General features: G+C 70.8%; 12 protein-coding genes. 3 read left to right on the forward strand and 9 right to left on the reverse strand.

Annotation, left to right across the window (positions count from 1 at the left end; genetic code table 11):
* Positions 1-5: 5 nt before the first annotated feature.
* From PXH83_RS08150 to lepA, 3 genes are all read right to left on the reverse strand, one after another.
* Positions 6-1973 carry a SpoIIE family protein phosphatase gene (locus PXH83_RS08150; RefSeq protein WP_420803129.1) on the reverse strand — a complete coding sequence of 656 codons (1968 nt, stop codon included), beginning with the start codon at positions 1971-1973 and terminating at the stop codon, positions 6-8.
* Positions 1974-2184: 211 nt separating this feature from the next.
* Positions 2185-4074, reverse strand: coding sequence for an AMP-dependent synthetase/ligase (locus tag PXH83_RS08155; RefSeq protein ID WP_274558301.1), 1890 nt, complete (start codon positions 4072-4074; stop codon positions 2185-2187).
* A gap of 212 nt (positions 4075-4286) precedes the next feature.
* A complete protein-coding gene (gene lepA, locus PXH83_RS08160) occupies positions 4287-6158 on the reverse strand; it encodes a translation elongation factor 4 (RefSeq protein WP_214917769.1) in 1872 nt (623 codons plus the stop codon).
* Between the two features lie 181 nt (positions 6159-6339).
* Between lepA and rpsT the strand changes: the two genes are divergently transcribed.
* Positions 6340-6606 (forward strand): 30S ribosomal protein S20, encoded by a 267-nt coding sequence (gene rpsT / locus PXH83_RS08165; RefSeq protein WP_214917772.1) that lies wholly within the window; start codon positions 6340-6342, stop codon positions 6604-6606.
* A gap of 211 nt (positions 6607-6817) precedes the next feature.
* On the opposite strand, the gene holA is transcribed toward rpsT, so the two are convergent.
* Entirely contained in the window at positions 6818-7801 is a 984-nt protein-coding gene (gene holA / locus PXH83_RS08170; protein ID WP_274558307.1) for a DNA polymerase III subunit delta, read from the reverse strand.
* 57 nt (positions 7802-7858) lie between these two features.
* On the opposite strand from holA, the gene PXH83_RS08175 reads away from it, so the two are divergent.
* Positions 7859-8110 carry a hypothetical protein gene (locus PXH83_RS08175; RefSeq protein ID WP_274558309.1) on the forward strand — a complete coding sequence of 84 codons (252 nt, stop codon included), beginning with the start codon at positions 7859-7861 and terminating at the stop codon, positions 8108-8110.
* A gap of 27 nt (positions 8111-8137) precedes the next feature.
* Here the strand turns inward: PXH83_RS08175 and PXH83_RS08180 are convergent, their stop codons facing one another.
* The gene (locus tag PXH83_RS08180) at positions 8138-8965 is read right to left on the reverse strand and encodes an arylamine N-acetyltransferase family protein (RefSeq protein WP_274558311.1); all 828 of its coding nucleotides are present in this window, start codon (positions 8963-8965) and stop codon (positions 8138-8140) included.
* A gap of 99 nt (positions 8966-9064) precedes the next feature.
* Here PXH83_RS08180 and PXH83_RS08185 point away from each other — a divergent pair, with 99 nt between their 5' ends.
* On the forward strand, positions 9065-9523 hold the full coding sequence (locus tag PXH83_RS08185; RefSeq protein WP_274558314.1) for a pyridoxamine 5'-phosphate oxidase family protein: 459 nt from the start codon (positions 9065-9067) through the stop codon (positions 9521-9523).
* 96 nt (positions 9524-9619) lie between these two features.
* Here PXH83_RS08185 and PXH83_RS08190 read toward each other — a convergent pair whose 3' ends face one another.
* From PXH83_RS08190 to PXH83_RS08205, 4 genes are all read right to left on the reverse strand, one after another.
* On the reverse strand, positions 9620-12121 hold the full coding sequence (locus tag PXH83_RS08190; RefSeq protein ID WP_274558316.1) for a ComEC/Rec2 family competence protein: 2502 nt from the start codon (positions 12119-12121) through the stop codon (positions 9620-9622).
* Positions 12118-12723, reverse strand: a complete 606-nt coding sequence (locus tag PXH83_RS32430; protein ID WP_420803130.1) for a ComEA family DNA-binding protein — start codon at positions 12721-12723, stop codon at positions 12118-12120. The genes PXH83_RS08190 and PXH83_RS32430 overlap by 4 nt, the downstream gene beginning before the upstream one ends.
* A gap of 526 nt (positions 12724-13249) precedes the next feature.
* Positions 13250-14095 carry a DegV family protein gene (locus tag PXH83_RS08200; RefSeq protein WP_274558320.1) on the reverse strand — a complete coding sequence of 282 codons (846 nt, stop codon included), beginning with the start codon at positions 14093-14095 and terminating at the stop codon, positions 13250-13252.
* 159 nt (positions 14096-14254) lie between these two features.
* A complete protein-coding gene (locus PXH83_RS08205) occupies positions 14255-15025 on the reverse strand; it encodes a hypothetical protein (protein ID WP_274558322.1) in 771 nt (256 codons plus the stop codon).

Genomic DNA, 15025 nt, shown 5'->3' on the forward strand with positions numbered 1-15025 from the left:
CGCCGTCAAAGCGCCTGGAGGACCAGCAGCGCCACGTCGTCGTCGGGCGGCACCGGCGAGAAATCGTGCACCTCGCGCATGATCCGCTCGGCGACCCCCTGTGCGCTGAGCCCGACGCACCGCCCGAGCGCCGAGGCAAGCCCGTCCGCGTCGTCGAACATGCGCCGTCCGGAGCGCCGCTCGGTCACGCCGTCGGTGACGCACAGCAGGGTGTCGCCCGTCCGCAGGACGAAGCTCTGACTCTCGTACGTGACGTCCTCGACGACGCCGAGCAGCATCTGCGAGGCGGCGGCGGGCTGCACGCTCCCGTCGGGCCGCAGGACGAGCGGCAGCGGATGCCCGGCGCAGGCCAGCGTGCAGCGCACACCGCCGCCTTCCTCCTCGGCCAGCGGCACCAACTCGCCGTACAGGATCGACAGGAACCGCGGCTGAGTGGCCTCCAGCACCGCACCTGTCCCCGTGCCGGTCCCCACTCCTGCCCCGGACCCCGCTCCGGCCACCCCCGCAGCCCCGCCCCCGGCGCCCGCCGCCGCCATCCTCGCCGTGGCTTCCGCCGCCTCGACCGCGTCGTCGAGGAGCAGCCGGTTGAGCCGGTCGAGGACTACGCCGACCCCACGGCCCTCGCGGGCGAGCAGCCGCAGCCAGGGCCTGACGAGGCCGGTGACGACCGCGGCCTCCGGCCCGTTGCCCTGTACGTCGCCGAGCGTGAAGGACCAGCTGCCGCTCGCGCCGGGGAACACGTCGTAGAAGTCGCCGCCCGCGACGCCCTGCCCCCGCGGCTCGTACACCAGGGCCTTCGCGACGCCCGGGATGTCCGCCATCTGTCCCGGCAGGAGCGCCCGCTGGAGGACGCGGCTGATGGTGGCCTGACGGGTGTACTGGCGGGCGGCGGCGACGGCGAGAGCCACGCGGCGTACGAAGTCCTCGATCAGGCCGGTCACTTCGTCGGGCATCCGCATCAGCCCGGAGCGCCCCAGCATCAGCGTCCCGAGTCCCCGCCCGCCCGCGATCAGCCGGTAGGCGACCGCCGCACCGTCGCCGCCGCCCGGCTCGTCCCCGCCGGGCCACGGCACCGGGACAGGGCCGCCGCGCGCGGTCTCCAGCAGGCGGGGCGGCTCCTTCTCGACGCGCCTGCGCAGTTCCTCCATGCAGCTCTCCCGCTGGTGCCAGACGCGGGCGAGCCGGGGCGCGGCCCCCTCTTCCTCCAGCCACACCGCGCACCAGTCCGCGAGCCTGGGCACCAGCAGCTGTCCGGCGAGGGCGGCGACCATGTCCTCGTCGAACTGCCCGGTGAGCAGGTCGGACGCCTCGGCGAGGAAGGACAGCGCCCCGCGGTTGATCCAGTCGCTGTCGTACTCCCGCGCCGTCCGCCCCGGTACGGGCGCCAGGATCTCGGCGGCGCGCAGCCCGCGCTGGAGCGCCTGGTCGGCTCCTTCGGCGGGCACCGGCAGCGCTCCCGGCGGCCTGCCCTCGATGGAGAGCCGGGCCCAGACGGTCTTGAGGCCGGGGCGGTAGGTGACGCCCCAGCAGTCGGCGAGGGCGGCGACGAGGTGCAGGCCGCGGCCGAATTCGTGGCCGCCGGGGGTGAGCGAGCCCGCCGGTTCGTTCCGTACGACGCGGGCCGGGTGGTGGTCGGAGACTTCGAGCACCAGGGCCGCCGGGTCGTCGTCCCGCGCCTCCTCCAGGTGGCACACCAGCTCGACATTGGTGCCCGCGTGGACGACGGCGTTGGTGACCAGTTCGTTGACGAGGACCACCGCGTCGTCCGCGAGGCGGTCGGTGAAGCCGTCGGCGGGCGGCAGTCCGAGCCCGGTCCAGTCGGCGAGGGCGGCCCGGACGAACCGCCGGGCGGCTGCGGCCGCGAGCGGGTTGCCGGGCAGGCTGGTGCAGGCCGCGGCCCGTGGGTCGGGCAGGCTGTCGGGCAGGTGCGTCGAGCGGTGAGTACTCTCCCGCTGCCTCGGAATGGACCTCACAGTGCGGCTCCCGGCCGGTCTCTCATTTACGCCGCTGATGACACGGACAGAGTGACAGACTGGTCTCGCCCATAAGCACCGAGTCACCAAAATGGGCCGTAAATGAGCGATGCGGGCGGGGTCACAGTGACCCCGCCCGCATCGACTCCCGCGTGTCCGGCCGGATGCGGCCGGTTCTCGCCGGTGCCCGCTGCTTCCGGCTCGTTCCCGCTCAGTTCTCGCGCGAACCCGCGTACATCTCCTCGATCAGGTTCTTGTACTCGCGCTCGACGACCGGCCTCTTGAGCTTGAGGCTGGGCGTCAGCTCGCCGTGCTCGATGTCCAGGTCACGCGGCAGCAGCCGGAACTTCTTGATGGTCTGCCAGCGCTGCAGCCCCTCGTTGAGCCGCTTCACATAGCCCTCGATGAGCTGCTCGGTCTGCTTGGCGGACACCACTTCGGCGTACGACTTGCCCTCCAGGCCGTTGTCCTTGGCCCAGCCGAGGATCGTCGGCTCGTCGAGTGCGATCAGGGCGGTGCAGAAGTTCCGGTCGGCGCCGTGCACCAGGATGTTGGAGACGAACGGGCACACCGCCTTGAACTGGCCCTCGACCTCGGCCGGTGCGATGTACTTGCCGCCCGACGTCTTGATCAGGTCCTTCTTGCGGTCGGTGATCCTCAGGTAGCCGTCCGCGGACAGCTCGCCGATGTCCCCGGTGTGCAGCCAGCCGTCCGACTCCAGCACTTCGGCGGTCTTCTCGGGCAGCCCGTGGTAGCCCTCCATGATGCCGGGGCCGCGCAGCAGGATCTCGCCGTCGTCGGCGATGCGCACCTCGGTGCCGGGCAGCGGCTTGCCGACCGTGCCGGTGCGGTAGGCCTCGCCGGGGTTCACGAAGGAGGCGGCGCTGGACTCGGTGAGCCCGTAACCCTCCAGGATGTGGATCCCGGCGCCGGAGAAGAAGAAGCCGATGTCGGGCGCGAGGGCCGCCGAGCCCGACACGCAGGCCCGCAGGCGGCCGCCGAAGGCCTCGCGGATCTTGGCGTAGACGAGGGTGTCGGCGACCTTGTGCTTGGCGGAGAGGGCGAAGGGCGCGGAGGCCCTGCCCGTACGCCGGAAGTTGTCCTGCGTGACCTTGGCGTACTCGCGGGCGACCTCCGCCGCCCACTGGAAGATCTTGTACTTGGCGCCGCCGCCGGCCCGTGCCTTGGCCGCGACCCCGTTGTATACCTTTTCGAAGATCCGCGGCACGGCGGCCATGTACGTCGGCTGGACCACCGGCAGGTTCTCGATGATCTTGTCGACCCGGCCGTCCACGGCGGTGACGTGCCCGGCCTCGATCTGCCCGGAGGTCAGCACCTTGCCGAAGACGTGCGCAAGCGGCAGCCAGAGGTACTGCACGTCCGTCGAGGTGATCAGGCCGGTCCCCACCGTGGCCCTCGCCATGTACGACCAGCAGTCGTGCGGCAGCCGTACGCCCTTGGGGCGCCCGGTGGTGCCCGAGGTGTAGATCAGCGTCGCGAGCTGGTCGGCTCTGATCGCGTCCACCCGCTCGTTGACGGCCTGCGGGTGCTTCTCCAGGTGCGCCGCCCCGCGCTCCTCCAGTTCGGCGAGCGAGAGGACCCAGCCTTCGGGGTCGTCCTCGGCAGGCTCGACGCCCGCGGGATCGATGACCACGACATGGGTGAGGTTCGGCAGGTCGGCCCGCCGCTCGCGGGCCTTGGCGAGCTGCTCCGCGTCCTCCGCGATCAGGACCCGGCTCTCGGAGTCGGCGAGAATGTACGCCGACTCCTCGGCGTTGGTGGACGGGTAGACCGTCGTCGTGGCCGCGCCGGCGCACATCACGCCGAGGTCGGCGAGGATCCACTCGACGCGGGTGCTGGAGGCGAGGGCGATCCGCTCCTGGGGCTGGACGCCGAGGTCGATGAGCCCGGCGGCGATGGCGTAGACCCGCTCGGCGGCCTGGCCCCAGCTCAGTGACTTCCAGGTGTCGGGGCCCTGCCCCGAAGCGGCCGGTACGGGGTACCGATAGGCCTCGCCATCGGGCGTGGCAGCCACGCGCTCAATGAAAAGATTCGCCACCGAGGGTGGCCGGTTCTCGATCAAGGTCTGTGTGTCGCTCACGACGTCCTCCGGGCCTGCGGCTGCTGCACGACTGGCTGGTATTTAACTGGCGAGTAACCTCCGAGTCAGAGTAAAGCGCTGGGGGCCGGGGCGTAAGAGGCTGCGGCACGCGGCTTGATAACGGAACGGAACCGCCGCGTCCGTATACGCGAAAAGCGCCCGTCCGGGGTATGGAGGGCGCTTTTGCGTAAATCTTGGCGCAAACCTGGGGGCTACTTCTTGCCCTTGCCGCCGCCGGACTCGTCGCTGGACAGCACCGCGATGAAGGCCTCCTGCGGGACCTCCACGCTGCCGACCATCTTCATCCGCTTCTTGCCTTCCTTCTGCTTCTCCAGCAGCTTCCGCTTACGGGAGATGTCACCGCCGTAACACTTGGCGAGGACGTCCTTGCGGATGGCGCGGATCGTCTCGCGGGCGATGACCCGGGAGCCGATGGCCGCCTGGATGGGGATCTCGAAGGCCTGTCGCGGGATGAGCTCGCGCAGCTTGGCGACGAGCCGTACGCCGTACGCGTACGCCGCGTCCTTGTGCGTGACGGCGGAGAAGGCGTCGACCCGGTCGCCGTGCAGCAGGATGTCGACCTTGACGAGGGATGCTGCCTGCTCACCGGTGGGCTCGTAGTCCAGGGAGGCGTAACCGCGCGTCTTGGACTTCAACTGGTCGAAGAAGTCGAAGACGATCTCCGCGAGGGGGAGGGTGTAGCGGATCTCGACGCGGTCCTCGGAGAGGTAGTCCATGCCAAGGAGCGTGCCGCGGCGGGTCTGACAGAGCTCCATGATGGCGCCGATGAACTCGCTGGGGGCGAGGATCGTGGCCCGTACGACCGGCTCGTACACGTCCGAGATCTTGCCCTCGGGGAACTCGCTCGGGTTGGTGACCGTGTGCTCGCTGCGGTCCTCCATGACGACGCGGTACACCACGTTGGGCGCGGTGGCGATCAGGTCGAGCCCGAACTCGCGCTCCAGGCGCTCGCGGATCACGTCGAGGTGCAGAAGGCCGAGGAAGCCGACGCGGAAGCCGAAGCCCAGCGCGGCGGAGGTCTCCGGCTCGTACACGAGGGCGGCGTCGTTGAGCTGGAGCTTGTCGAGGGCCTCGCGCAGGTCGGGGTACTCGGAGCCGTCCAGCGGATACAGACCGGAGAAGACCATCGGCTTCGGGTCCTTGTAACCGCCGAGGGCTTCGGTGGCGCCCTTGTGCAGGGAGGTGATCGTGTCACCGACCTTGGACTGCCGGACGTCCTTCACGCCGGTGATGATGTAGCCGACCTCACCGACGCCGATGCCGTCGGAGGGCGTCATCTCGGGAGAGGAGACGCCGATCTCGAGGAGCTCGTGGGTCGCGTTGGTGGACATCATCCGGATGCGCTCGCGCTTGTTGAGCCCTCCGTCGATGACACGTACGTAGGTGACGACACCGCGGTACGAGTCGTAGACCGAGTCGAAGATCATCGCGCGGGCGGGGGCGTCGGCGTTCCCGACCGGAGCCGGTACGTCCTTGACGACCCGGTCGAGGAGCGCGTCCACGCCGAGGCCGGTCTTCGCCGAGACCTTGAGTACGTCCTCGGGCTGGCAGCCGATGAGGTTCGCCAGCTCCTCGGAGAACTTCTCCGGCTGGGCGGCCGGCAGGTCGATCTTGTTGAGGACGGGAACGATCGTGAGGTTGTTCTCCATCGCCAGGTACAGGTTGGCCAGGGTCTGCGCCTCGATGCCCTGCGCGGCGTCGACCAGGAGGACCGTGCCTTCGCAGGCGGCGAGCGAACGCGAGACCTCGTACGTGAAGTCCACGTGGCCAGGGGTGTCGATCATGTTCAGGATGTGGGTCTTCGCCACGTCCGGGCCCTCGGTGGGCGCCCAGGGCAGACGTACCGCCTGGGACTTGATCGTGATGCCGCGCTCGCGCTCGATGTCCATACGGTCGAGGTACTGGGCGCGCATCTGCCGCTGGTCGACCACACCGGTCAGCTGGAGCATCCGGTCGGCAAGCGTGGACTTGCCGTGGTCGATGTGCGCGATGATGCAGAAATTGCGGATCAGCGCCGGGTCGGTACGGCTCGGCTCGGGCACGTTGGTAGGAGTCGCGGGCACGCAGGGTCTCGTCTCGGGGCGATGATGGATCGATACGTAGGTTCCATGGTCCCACGGACGGGGGGCGGTGCTCGGTTTGGGCCGCCTGGTGGGCCGCTGGTACTCTGAGCAGCTGTGTCTCGTAGCCCTCTAAGCAGCGATGCACTCATCGAAGATCCAACGAACCTGTAAAGGCTCTTTCGTGGCGAACATCAAGTCCCAGATCAAGCGCAACAAGACGAACGAGAAGGCGCGCCTGCGCAACAAGGCCGTCAAGTCTGCGCTCAAGACCTCGATCCGCAAGGCCCGCGAGGCTGTCACTGCGGGTGACCTCGAGAAGGCCACTGTGGCCGTCCGCGAGGCTTCGCAGAAGCTCGACAAGGCAGTCTCCAAGGGTGTCATCCACAAGAACGCTGCCGCCAACAAGAAGTCGGCGCTGGCTCACAAGGTTGCCTCCCTGCAGGGCTGAGCATTCTCTTGACTGATCGCCGGTAAGGACCAAGCGGGCCCTCTCATCCGCTCCCGACCGGCACCTCGCGCCGCACGCGGCCTGCGTTCGCCACGCGGGTGCGGCGCACAGAGCAGCTTTCACAGGCTTCACGCAAAGGCCCCGGTCTTCCGCCCTTCCCCAGGACGGTGACCGGGGCCTTTGTGCTGCCCGCTTACCGGTTACGAGCGGCTTACCGGTTACGGGCGGCGCGGGCGACCGCGACCACGGCCTTCTCCAGTGCGTACTCCGGGTCGTCGCCGCCGCCCTTGACGCCGGCGTCGGCCTCGGCGACGGCCCGCAGGGCCACGGCCACCCCGTCCGGTGTCCAGCCGCGCATCTGCTGTCGTACGCGGTCGATCTTCCACGGCGGCATGCCGAGCTCACGCGCGAGGTCGGCGGGGCGGCCGCCACGGGCCGAGGACAGCTTGCCGATGGCCCGTACGCCCTGGGCGAGGGCGCTCGTGATCAGGACGGGTGCCACGCCGGTGGACAGCGACCAGCGCAGGGCTTCGAGCGCCTCGGCCGCCCGGCCCTCCACCGCGCGGTCGGCGACCGTAAAGCTGGAGGCTTCGGCGCGGCCCGTGTAGTACCGCCGGACGACGGCCTCGTCGATCGTCCCTTCGACGTCGGCGACGAGCTGCGCGACGGCGCTGGCCAGCTCGCGCAGGTCACTGCCGATGGAGTCGACCAGGGCCTGGCCCGCCTCGGGGGTCGCGGAGCGGCCGAGGGCGCGGAATTCCGACCGTACGAACGACAGGCGCTCGGCGGGCTTGGTGGTCTTTGGGCAGGCGACCTCGCGGGCCCCGGCCTTGCGGGCGGCGTCCAGCAGGCCCTTGCCCTTGGCGCCCCCGGCGTGCAGCAGGACGAGCGTGATCTCCTCGGCGGGGGCGTCGAGGTAGGACTTGACGTCCTTGATCGTGTCGGCGGAGAGGTCCTGTGCGTTCCGCACGACGACGACCTTGCGCTCGGCGAAGAGCGAGGGGCTGGTCAGCTCGGCGAGAGTGCCGGGCTGGAGCTGGTCGGACGTCAGGTCGCGCACATCGGTGTCGGCGTCGGAGGCGCGGGCAGCCGCCACCACCTGCTGCACGGCGCGGTCGAGCAGCAGGTCCTCCTGCCCCACGGCGAGGGTGACGGGGGCGAGCGGGTCGTCGGTTGAATTCTTCCTGGTGGCCATCGCGTTCCAGCATCCCATGGGCCACCGACAGTCCCGAACCTGTTGGAGAATGGGCAGGTGAGCGATGTGAGACACGTGTTGGTACTGCCCGACCGGGACGCCGCCGAGGCGGTGGCCCTGGAGCTCGGCGAGCGCTTCGGGATCGTTGAGGAGCCCCAGCTGATACGGGACGCGCTGGCCGGCGAGGACGATGCCGAGGACGCGCAGTGGCTGGTCGTGGTGGAGGACCCGGACGGGCGTCTCGACACGGCGGCGCTGCACGCGTTCGCAGCGGAGTACGAGGGCTGGCTGGAGGGCCCGGCCACCTGAACGGCCGAACCCCCGCACTCAGAAACTTCAGCTTCCTCGATTTCCGGTTCCTCGACTTCCGGTTCCTCGCAGCACAGGTACGCGGTCGAGGGTGATCCCGAAGTAATCGCGGTAGGCGGCGAGGACCTCGTGGTCGGTGGCCAGAGGCTGTTCACTGCGCTCGCCGTCCACCGTGGTCACGAGCTTGCGGCCACTGAGGGTGATCCGGCCGCGGCCGTCTTCGGTGAGACGGGAGCAGACGAGGGACCGCGTGAAGTGCGAGGCGGGCGAGGTCCGGTGCCACCAGGCGGCGGCCTCGAAGTCGGAGAGGGCGCGCGGGCGCGGGTCGAGGCGGTACTGCGGCTTGCCGTCCCGCAGTACGTCGAGGTCGCCGTCGGGCCCGTCGACGATCCGGAACGTCCCGCCGGGGTCCTGCTGGTCGCCGCGCTCGTCGAGGGCGAGGGGGAAGTGGCTGTGATCGCCGAACCCGACGTCGGCGAGCCAAGCCCCTGCGTCACCGGTCTCGCCGCTCTCCACCCGGAGCGCGAGATGGTCGTACGGAATGCCGAGGCTGCCGTCGGCACCGAAGACGCGGGCCTGGAGCAAGGTCACACGGAAGCCGAGGTCACTGAGCAACGCGGCGAAGGCGCCGTTCAGTTCGTAGCAGAACCCGCCGCGACGGCCCGTCACCACCTTGTCGAACAGCGGCTTGTCGGCAAGCACGATGTCCTCGCCGAGGTGGATCGAGAGGTTCTCGAAGGGGACGGTACGCAAGTGCCGGAGATGCAGGTTTCGCAGAGCCTCGGCACCGGGACGGGCGGGGCGGGCGGCTCCGATGCGGCGGAGGTGGGCGGCGGTCGGCCAGGGCTCTTCCATGACCGAATTCTCGCCCGGGGCTTGCCCGTACCGCCATGACCATTGGTCCTAGGACCGTTGGCCGAGGCACGCGTCGCGGGACGTCGCTAGCGTGCGGGCATGACGACATGGGAACCGGCGCGCAGCCGTGAACAGCGGAAACAGGACGTACTCGGCCGGCTGGAGAACGACGAGGACGTCTGGGTCGCCACGGCTTCGCCGGACGGCGAGCCCTGCCTCGTACCCCTGTCGTTCGTCTGGGACAGGAACACACTGCTGATGTGCACCCGGCGGACCAACCCGACGGCCCGAAACCTGACACCCGCCGGAGAGATACGGCTGACGCTCGGCCACACCAGGGATGTGGTGCACATCGAGGGCGCCGCCGAGCCGGTGGAAGGACGGGACCTCGCGACGGAGTCGGCCGACGCGTTCGCGGCAAAGCTCGGCGGCTGGGATCCCCGGAACCGGAAGTCCTGGGTCTACGTGCGTGTCACACCGAGGGTGGTAAAGGCATGGCGGGAGGAGAACGAGCTGCCCGATCGGGAGTTGATGCGGGCCGGCGAATGGCTCGTCTGAGGACGGCACGTGCGGATTTCCCCGCACGAGCGATCCGACCACCTGACCGTAACGACGAACTGCGGCGGCGGCCGTCGCGGCCCTCCACCACGTCACTCACGACCTCAAGGGCACGGCGCGCAAGCCCGGGCCGGACCCGGTCACCGCGATTGAGCCGTCCGTGTCCGTACGCAGCACTGTGGCGCCCCCTGCGCGTAACGCCGTGAGTGTCCGGGGCGAGGGGTGGCCGTACGGGTTGTCGTGGCCGCAGGAGATCAGTGCCAGGCGGGCGCGGGTGCGGGCGAGGAGCGCGGGGTCCTGGTAGGCCGAGCCGTGGTGGGCGACCTTGAGTACGTCCACCGGCGGGAGTGCCGGGTGGGCTCTCAACAGTGCTTGCTGTGCCGGTGGTTCCAGGTCGCCGGGGAGCAGCAGGGTGAGGTCGCCCGAATGGACGAGGAGCGTGACGCTGGCGTCGTTCGGCTCTTCGGGCGTCGGGAGGGGGAGGGGAGGCGGCCACAGTGCCCGCCACGAGAGCGGTCCGATGCGGCGCCGCTCGCCCGGGGCCGTCCTGAGAACGGGCACCCGGGCTTCGGCGGCTGTGCGCCGTACGAACGCGCTCTGGTCCCCGGGTTCTTGGAGCGTCGTCGTCCGGATCTCCCCCACCGCCCGGCCTCGCAGCACGCCTGGAAGCCCCGCCACGTGGTCGGCATGGAAGTGCGTCAGGAGGACGAGCGGGACGCGGGTGACGCCGAGTGTGCGCAGGCAGCGGTCGACGGGTTTCGGGTCCGGGCCCGCGTCCACGACCACTGCCGTTCCTTCGCCTGCCGCGAGTACGGAGGCGTCGCCCTGCCCGATGTCGCACATCACGTACTTCCAGCCCGGTGGCGGCCAGCCGGTGAGCACTCTGGTGAGGGGCGCCGGCCGCAGGACCGCGAGCAGAAGGATCAGCACGCAGGCAGCGCTCAGCCAGGGGTGGCGCAGGAGCCGACGGGCGGTGAACAAGACCAAGGCGGTGACACCGGCGAGCAGCAGCCCGCCGCGCCAGCCGTCCGGCCAGTCCGCCTCCGCGCCGGGAAGCGCCGCGCCGGTACGGGCGACGGAGGCGATCCACCCGGCCGGCCACCCCGCGCACCGGGCCAGCAGCTCGGCGACGGGCATCGCCACCGGGGCGGCGGCCAGCGCCGCGAAGCCGAGCACCGTCGCGGGGGCCACCGCGAACTCGGCGAGCAGATTGCACGGGATCGCCACCAGGCTCACCCGGGCCGCCATCATCGCCACGACGGGCGCGCACACGGCCTGGGCGGCAGCAGCAGCGGCCAGCACTTCGGCGAGCCTCGGCGGCACACCGCGCCGTTGCAGCGCATCGCTCCAGCGGGGGGCGATGGTGAGCAGGGCGCCTGTGGCCAGCACGGAGAGCAGGAATCCATAACTCCGGGCCAGCCACGGGTCGTACAGGACGAGCAGCAGTACGGCGGCGGCGAGGGCGGGGATCAGTTGCCTGCGGCGGCCCGTGCCGATGGCGAGCAACGTGATGAGGCCACAGGCCGCGGCCCGCAGCACGCTGGGCTCCGGCCTGCACACGACGACGAAGGCGAGCGTGAGCGCGCCGCCGAGCAGCGCGGTCGTCCGCAGCGAGATGCCCAGGCGCGGGGCGATTCCTCCGCGTTCGGCGCGCAGGGCGGTACCGGGCGGCCCGATCAGCAGGATCAGGACGATGGTGAGGTTGCTGCCGGACACGGCCAGGAGGTGTGTGAGGTCGGTGGCCTCGAACGCATCGTGCAGTTCCGGCGGCACCCTGGACGTGTCGCCTACGACCAGCCCCGGCAAGAGCGCCCGTGCGTCGGGGGCGAGTCCTTCGGTCGCCTCGCACAGACCCGCCCTGAGGTCTCCGGCAGTTCGCTGTACGGCTGTTGGCGGCCCTGTGACCTCAGGCAGATTACCGTCCGATACCCGCAGGACAGCGGCGATACGGTCGCCACCACCGGGCATCGCAGGCGCGAGCCGCCCGGTCAGCCGCAGTTCGGTGGACGGGAGCAGCCGCTGCCATTGGGCCGACGCCGGCCCATGCGCCGGCGCGATCACCAGGATCGGCGTACGGACGGTGGCGGCCGACCGGTCCGGCCCGGTTACGCGCGTGACGTCCGCGTCGAACACGACCGACCTCGGCACGGTGTTGGCGCCCCGCACCCGTGGCCGGGTCAGGCGCGCGTCCGAGGCGACCGTCAGCTCCGCCGTGACCCGGCTGTACTGGTCGGCCAGGCCGGGGACGGGGCCCCGGTGGAGGTCGGCCGAGTGCAGCCCGGCCGATGCCGCTCCCGCCGCCGCGCACAGCAGCGCCGCGGCAACGGCAGTGGCGCCGACGCCGGCGCTGGGACCGCGCCGCGTGCCGGACGCGCGTACCGCACGGATCGAACGGATCGCCAACAGCCCTCCCGCCACAGCCACACACGCCGCCGCAAAGCCCGCCACCCAGCGCCCCGACGCTCCCACCGCCAGAGCCGCCGCGCCCCATACCGCCAGCGCAGGGGGAACCAGACGCAGGTCCACGGGCCCCTCTTGCCGGGGCTCGGAGGCACCGAGACGGTTGCCGGACATGGCGTGGACTGCCGGGCGAGTCATGGCCGTACGAGGGACTGGAGATCCGCGAACCGGCGGTCGCCGATCCCGTTCACTTCGCGCAACTCGTCGATGGAGCGGAAGCCGCCGTGCTCGGCCCGGTAGTCCAGGATGTGCTGGGCCAGTACGGGACCGACCCCCGGAAGGGTTTCGAGCTGCTCCGCGGTGGCGGAGTTGAGGCTGACCGGACCGGCCGCGGGGGCGCTGCCACCCCCAGCCGGTCCGGTGGCTGCCGGTGGTGGTGCGGGGATCCCGACCACCACCTGCTCGCCGTCCGTCAGCAGGCGGGCCCGGTTGAGCCCTGTGGTGTCCGTACCGTTCTTGATGCCGCCCGCAGCCCGCAGCGCGTCGGCCACCCGCGATCCGGTCGGCAGCCGGTGGATGCCAGGCTGGCGGACCTTGCCGCTCACATCGACGACGATGCGCCCGTCGGTCTCACCGCCGGGCCCACCACCGGACGGCGTCGGCGGCCGACCCGGCGACGGGTCCGGCTCCGCGACCGCCGGGCTCCCGGCCACCACTTCCGGCGGGCGTACGGTCTGAGGCCGTCCCGCCCAGAAGTGCTGAGCGGCAAAGCCCGCCGCCACGACGAGAACAACCGCCAACGCGGCCAGCGTCCTCAGCTCGAACCCGCATCGGGCCTGCACCCAAACCGGTAACCGCTCCCGCACAGCCCCAAATCCGCGCTGCCGAACTGCGCCCGTCCCAGGGGCTGCCTCAGCCTCCCCAGCGTCCGCCCTCTCCTGCGCAGTTGGGCCGACCGGAGCGGGCGGGCGGCGCGGCTCTTCCCGTAGGCGCTCCGGAGCCGGTGGGCCGTGCAGCATGCCAGGAAACCTCGGCGCCGCACGTGGCGCCGGGGCAAGGAGTGCCTCCGCGCGGCGGCGCAGTGCCGTCGGCGCGGCGGTGTCGTGACCGTGGCGGCGCAGGCGCCCACGGCGGCCGCGCCCATCCCGGGCGCGGACGTCGGAGGCCGGGGCGCGGCCCGGTCCACTGGTCGCGGAGCGTGCTCGTGAGCGTGATCGAAGAGCCATGCCACGAGACGGTAGGCACATCCGCCCGGACGCGATGATCAAGGTCAAATCCTGTGGGGAACCCGGTGGTTGTGGATAAACCGGCCACCCTCACGAGCGCTCAGCGGGGTGAGACAACAACCCCCAGCAGACCCGGCCCCGTGTGCGCGCCGATCACCGCCCCCACCTCGCTGACGTGCAATTCCGCCAGCCCCGGAACTCGTTCGCGCAGCCGCTCGGCCAGCTTTTCCGCCCGCTCCGGCGCCGCCAGGTGATGCACCGCGATGTCCACGCTGCGCGTCGCCGCCCGGTCGGCCACAATCTCCTCCAGCCGGGCGATCGCCTTGGAGGCCGTACGTACCTTCTCCAGCATCTCGATGCGGCCACCGTTCAGTTCCAGCAGTGGCTTCACCGCGAGCGCCGAGCCGAGCAGCGCCTGGGCCGCACCGATCCGGCCGCCCCGGCGCAAGTAATCCAGCGTGTCGACGTAGAAGAACGCCGATGTGCCTGCCGCGCGCTTCTCCGCCTCCGCCACCGCCTCGTCGACCGTGCCACCCGCATCGACGACCTCCGCCGCCGACAGCGCGCAGAAACCGAGGGCCATGGCGACCATTCCGGTGTCCACCACCCGTACCGGCACGGGGGCGTCCTGTGCGGCGAGCACGGCGGCGTCGTACGTGCCGGAGAACTCGGACGACAGATGCAGCGACACGATCGCCGTCGCACCGGCCTCCGCCGCCGCACGGTAAGCCGCGGCGAAGACTTCGGGGCTCGGCCTGGACGTCGTCACCGACTTGCGCTTCTGCAGGGCCTGGGCGAGCGTGCGGGCCGAGATTTCGGTGCCCTCTTCGAGGGCCTGATCGCCGATGACGACGGTCAGCGGCACAGCGGTGATGCCGTGCCGCTCCATCGTCTGGTGCGGCAGGTAGGCCGTTGAATCGGTGACGATAGCGACATGGCGGGACATGAGCGGGAGGTTACCCGGCGAGGGCGCCCGACGGCAGTCCGGCCCCTCCCAATGATCGGCCGGAGATCGACCTGGATGATCCACCTGACTGATCAATTCCCGAGTGAAACATCCATCTCAACGGGTGCCCTCCGGACCTCAACAGGTGCCTGCCGAACTTCAACGGGTGCTCTCCGGACGCGCCGCCTTCTGCCACGGGTAGGTCGGCTGCCGCTGAGGGTCGCGCGCGGTGATGGCCTGCGGCCCGGCACCCCGGCCCGCCTGCTCGGCTGCGCCGGCTTCCCTCCCGGCTTCCTTTCCCGCTTCCTTTCCGGCTTCTCTTCCGGACTCCTCCGCCTTCGCATCCGCCTCCGGCCACGTCTGCGCAGACGCCGCCCCGGGCTCCGTCGTCGCCCAGTGCCGCAGAGCGCCCGACTCCACCTCGATCTGCGCGCTCAGCGAGGCCAGGTCGTCGTTCGCGAACTGCTGCGCCCGGTCCCGCGCCGCCCATCGCAGTGAGTCAGCGGCGTGCGTCACCCGCTCCGTGCGCTCACGCAGATCCGGCAGCCGCTCCGCGACCCGCGTCTTGTCCGGCTCGCGCTCCAGCCGCTTCAGCTCGTCGTCCAGCTCGTGTCCGTGACCGCTCAGCCGCTGGAACAGGCTGATCGACTCCGACAGGGACGCATCTTCGGCCACACCCGCCTGCAACGCCTGCTGCGTGGCCCTCATCGACGTGCGCAGAGAAAGCCTCAGCTGTGCCAGCTCACCCGCCACGCCCGGCTGCCCGTAACTCTTGGCCCGCAGGGTGGTGTCCTCGACGGTGCGGCGTGCCTGCGTGATCGTGCGGTCCACGCCGCGCTTGGCCGCGCCGACCGCCTTCACGCCCACGTACACACCCAGTCCCACGAACGCCACAAAGAGCAGCGTCAGGATCAGGATGACGGCTTCCAT

The sequence above is a fragment of the Streptomyces spiramyceticus genome, from assembly GCF_028807635.1.
Taxonomy (GTDB): domain Bacteria; phylum Actinomycetota; class Actinomycetes; order Streptomycetales; family Streptomycetaceae; genus Streptomyces; species Streptomyces spiramyceticus.

Bases quoted from the DNA above. Each gene is read 5' to 3' on its own strand.
- holA (WP_274558307.1), bottom strand. From the start codon at position 7,801: ATGGCCACCAGGAAGAATTCAACCGACGACCCGCTCGCCCCCGTCACC.
- PXH83_RS08180 (WP_274558311.1), bottom strand. From the start codon at position 8,965: ATGGAAGAGCCCTGGCCGACCGCCGCCCACCTCCGCCGCATCGGAGCC.
- PXH83_RS08185 (WP_274558314.1), top strand. From the start codon at position 9,065: ATGACGACATGGGAACCGGCGCGCAGCCGTGAACAGCGGAAACAGGAC.
- PXH83_RS08190 (WP_274558316.1), bottom strand. From the start codon at position 12,121: ATGACTCGCCCGGCAGTCCACGCCATGTCCGGCAACCGTCTCGGTGCC.
- PXH83_RS08200 (WP_274558320.1), bottom strand. From the start codon at position 14,095: ATGTCCCGCCATGTCGCTATCGTCACCGATTCAACGGCCTACCTGCCG.
- PXH83_RS08205 (WP_274558322.1), bottom strand. From the start codon at position 15,025: ATGGAAGCCGTCATCCTGATCCTGACGCTGCTCTTTGTGGCGTTCGTG.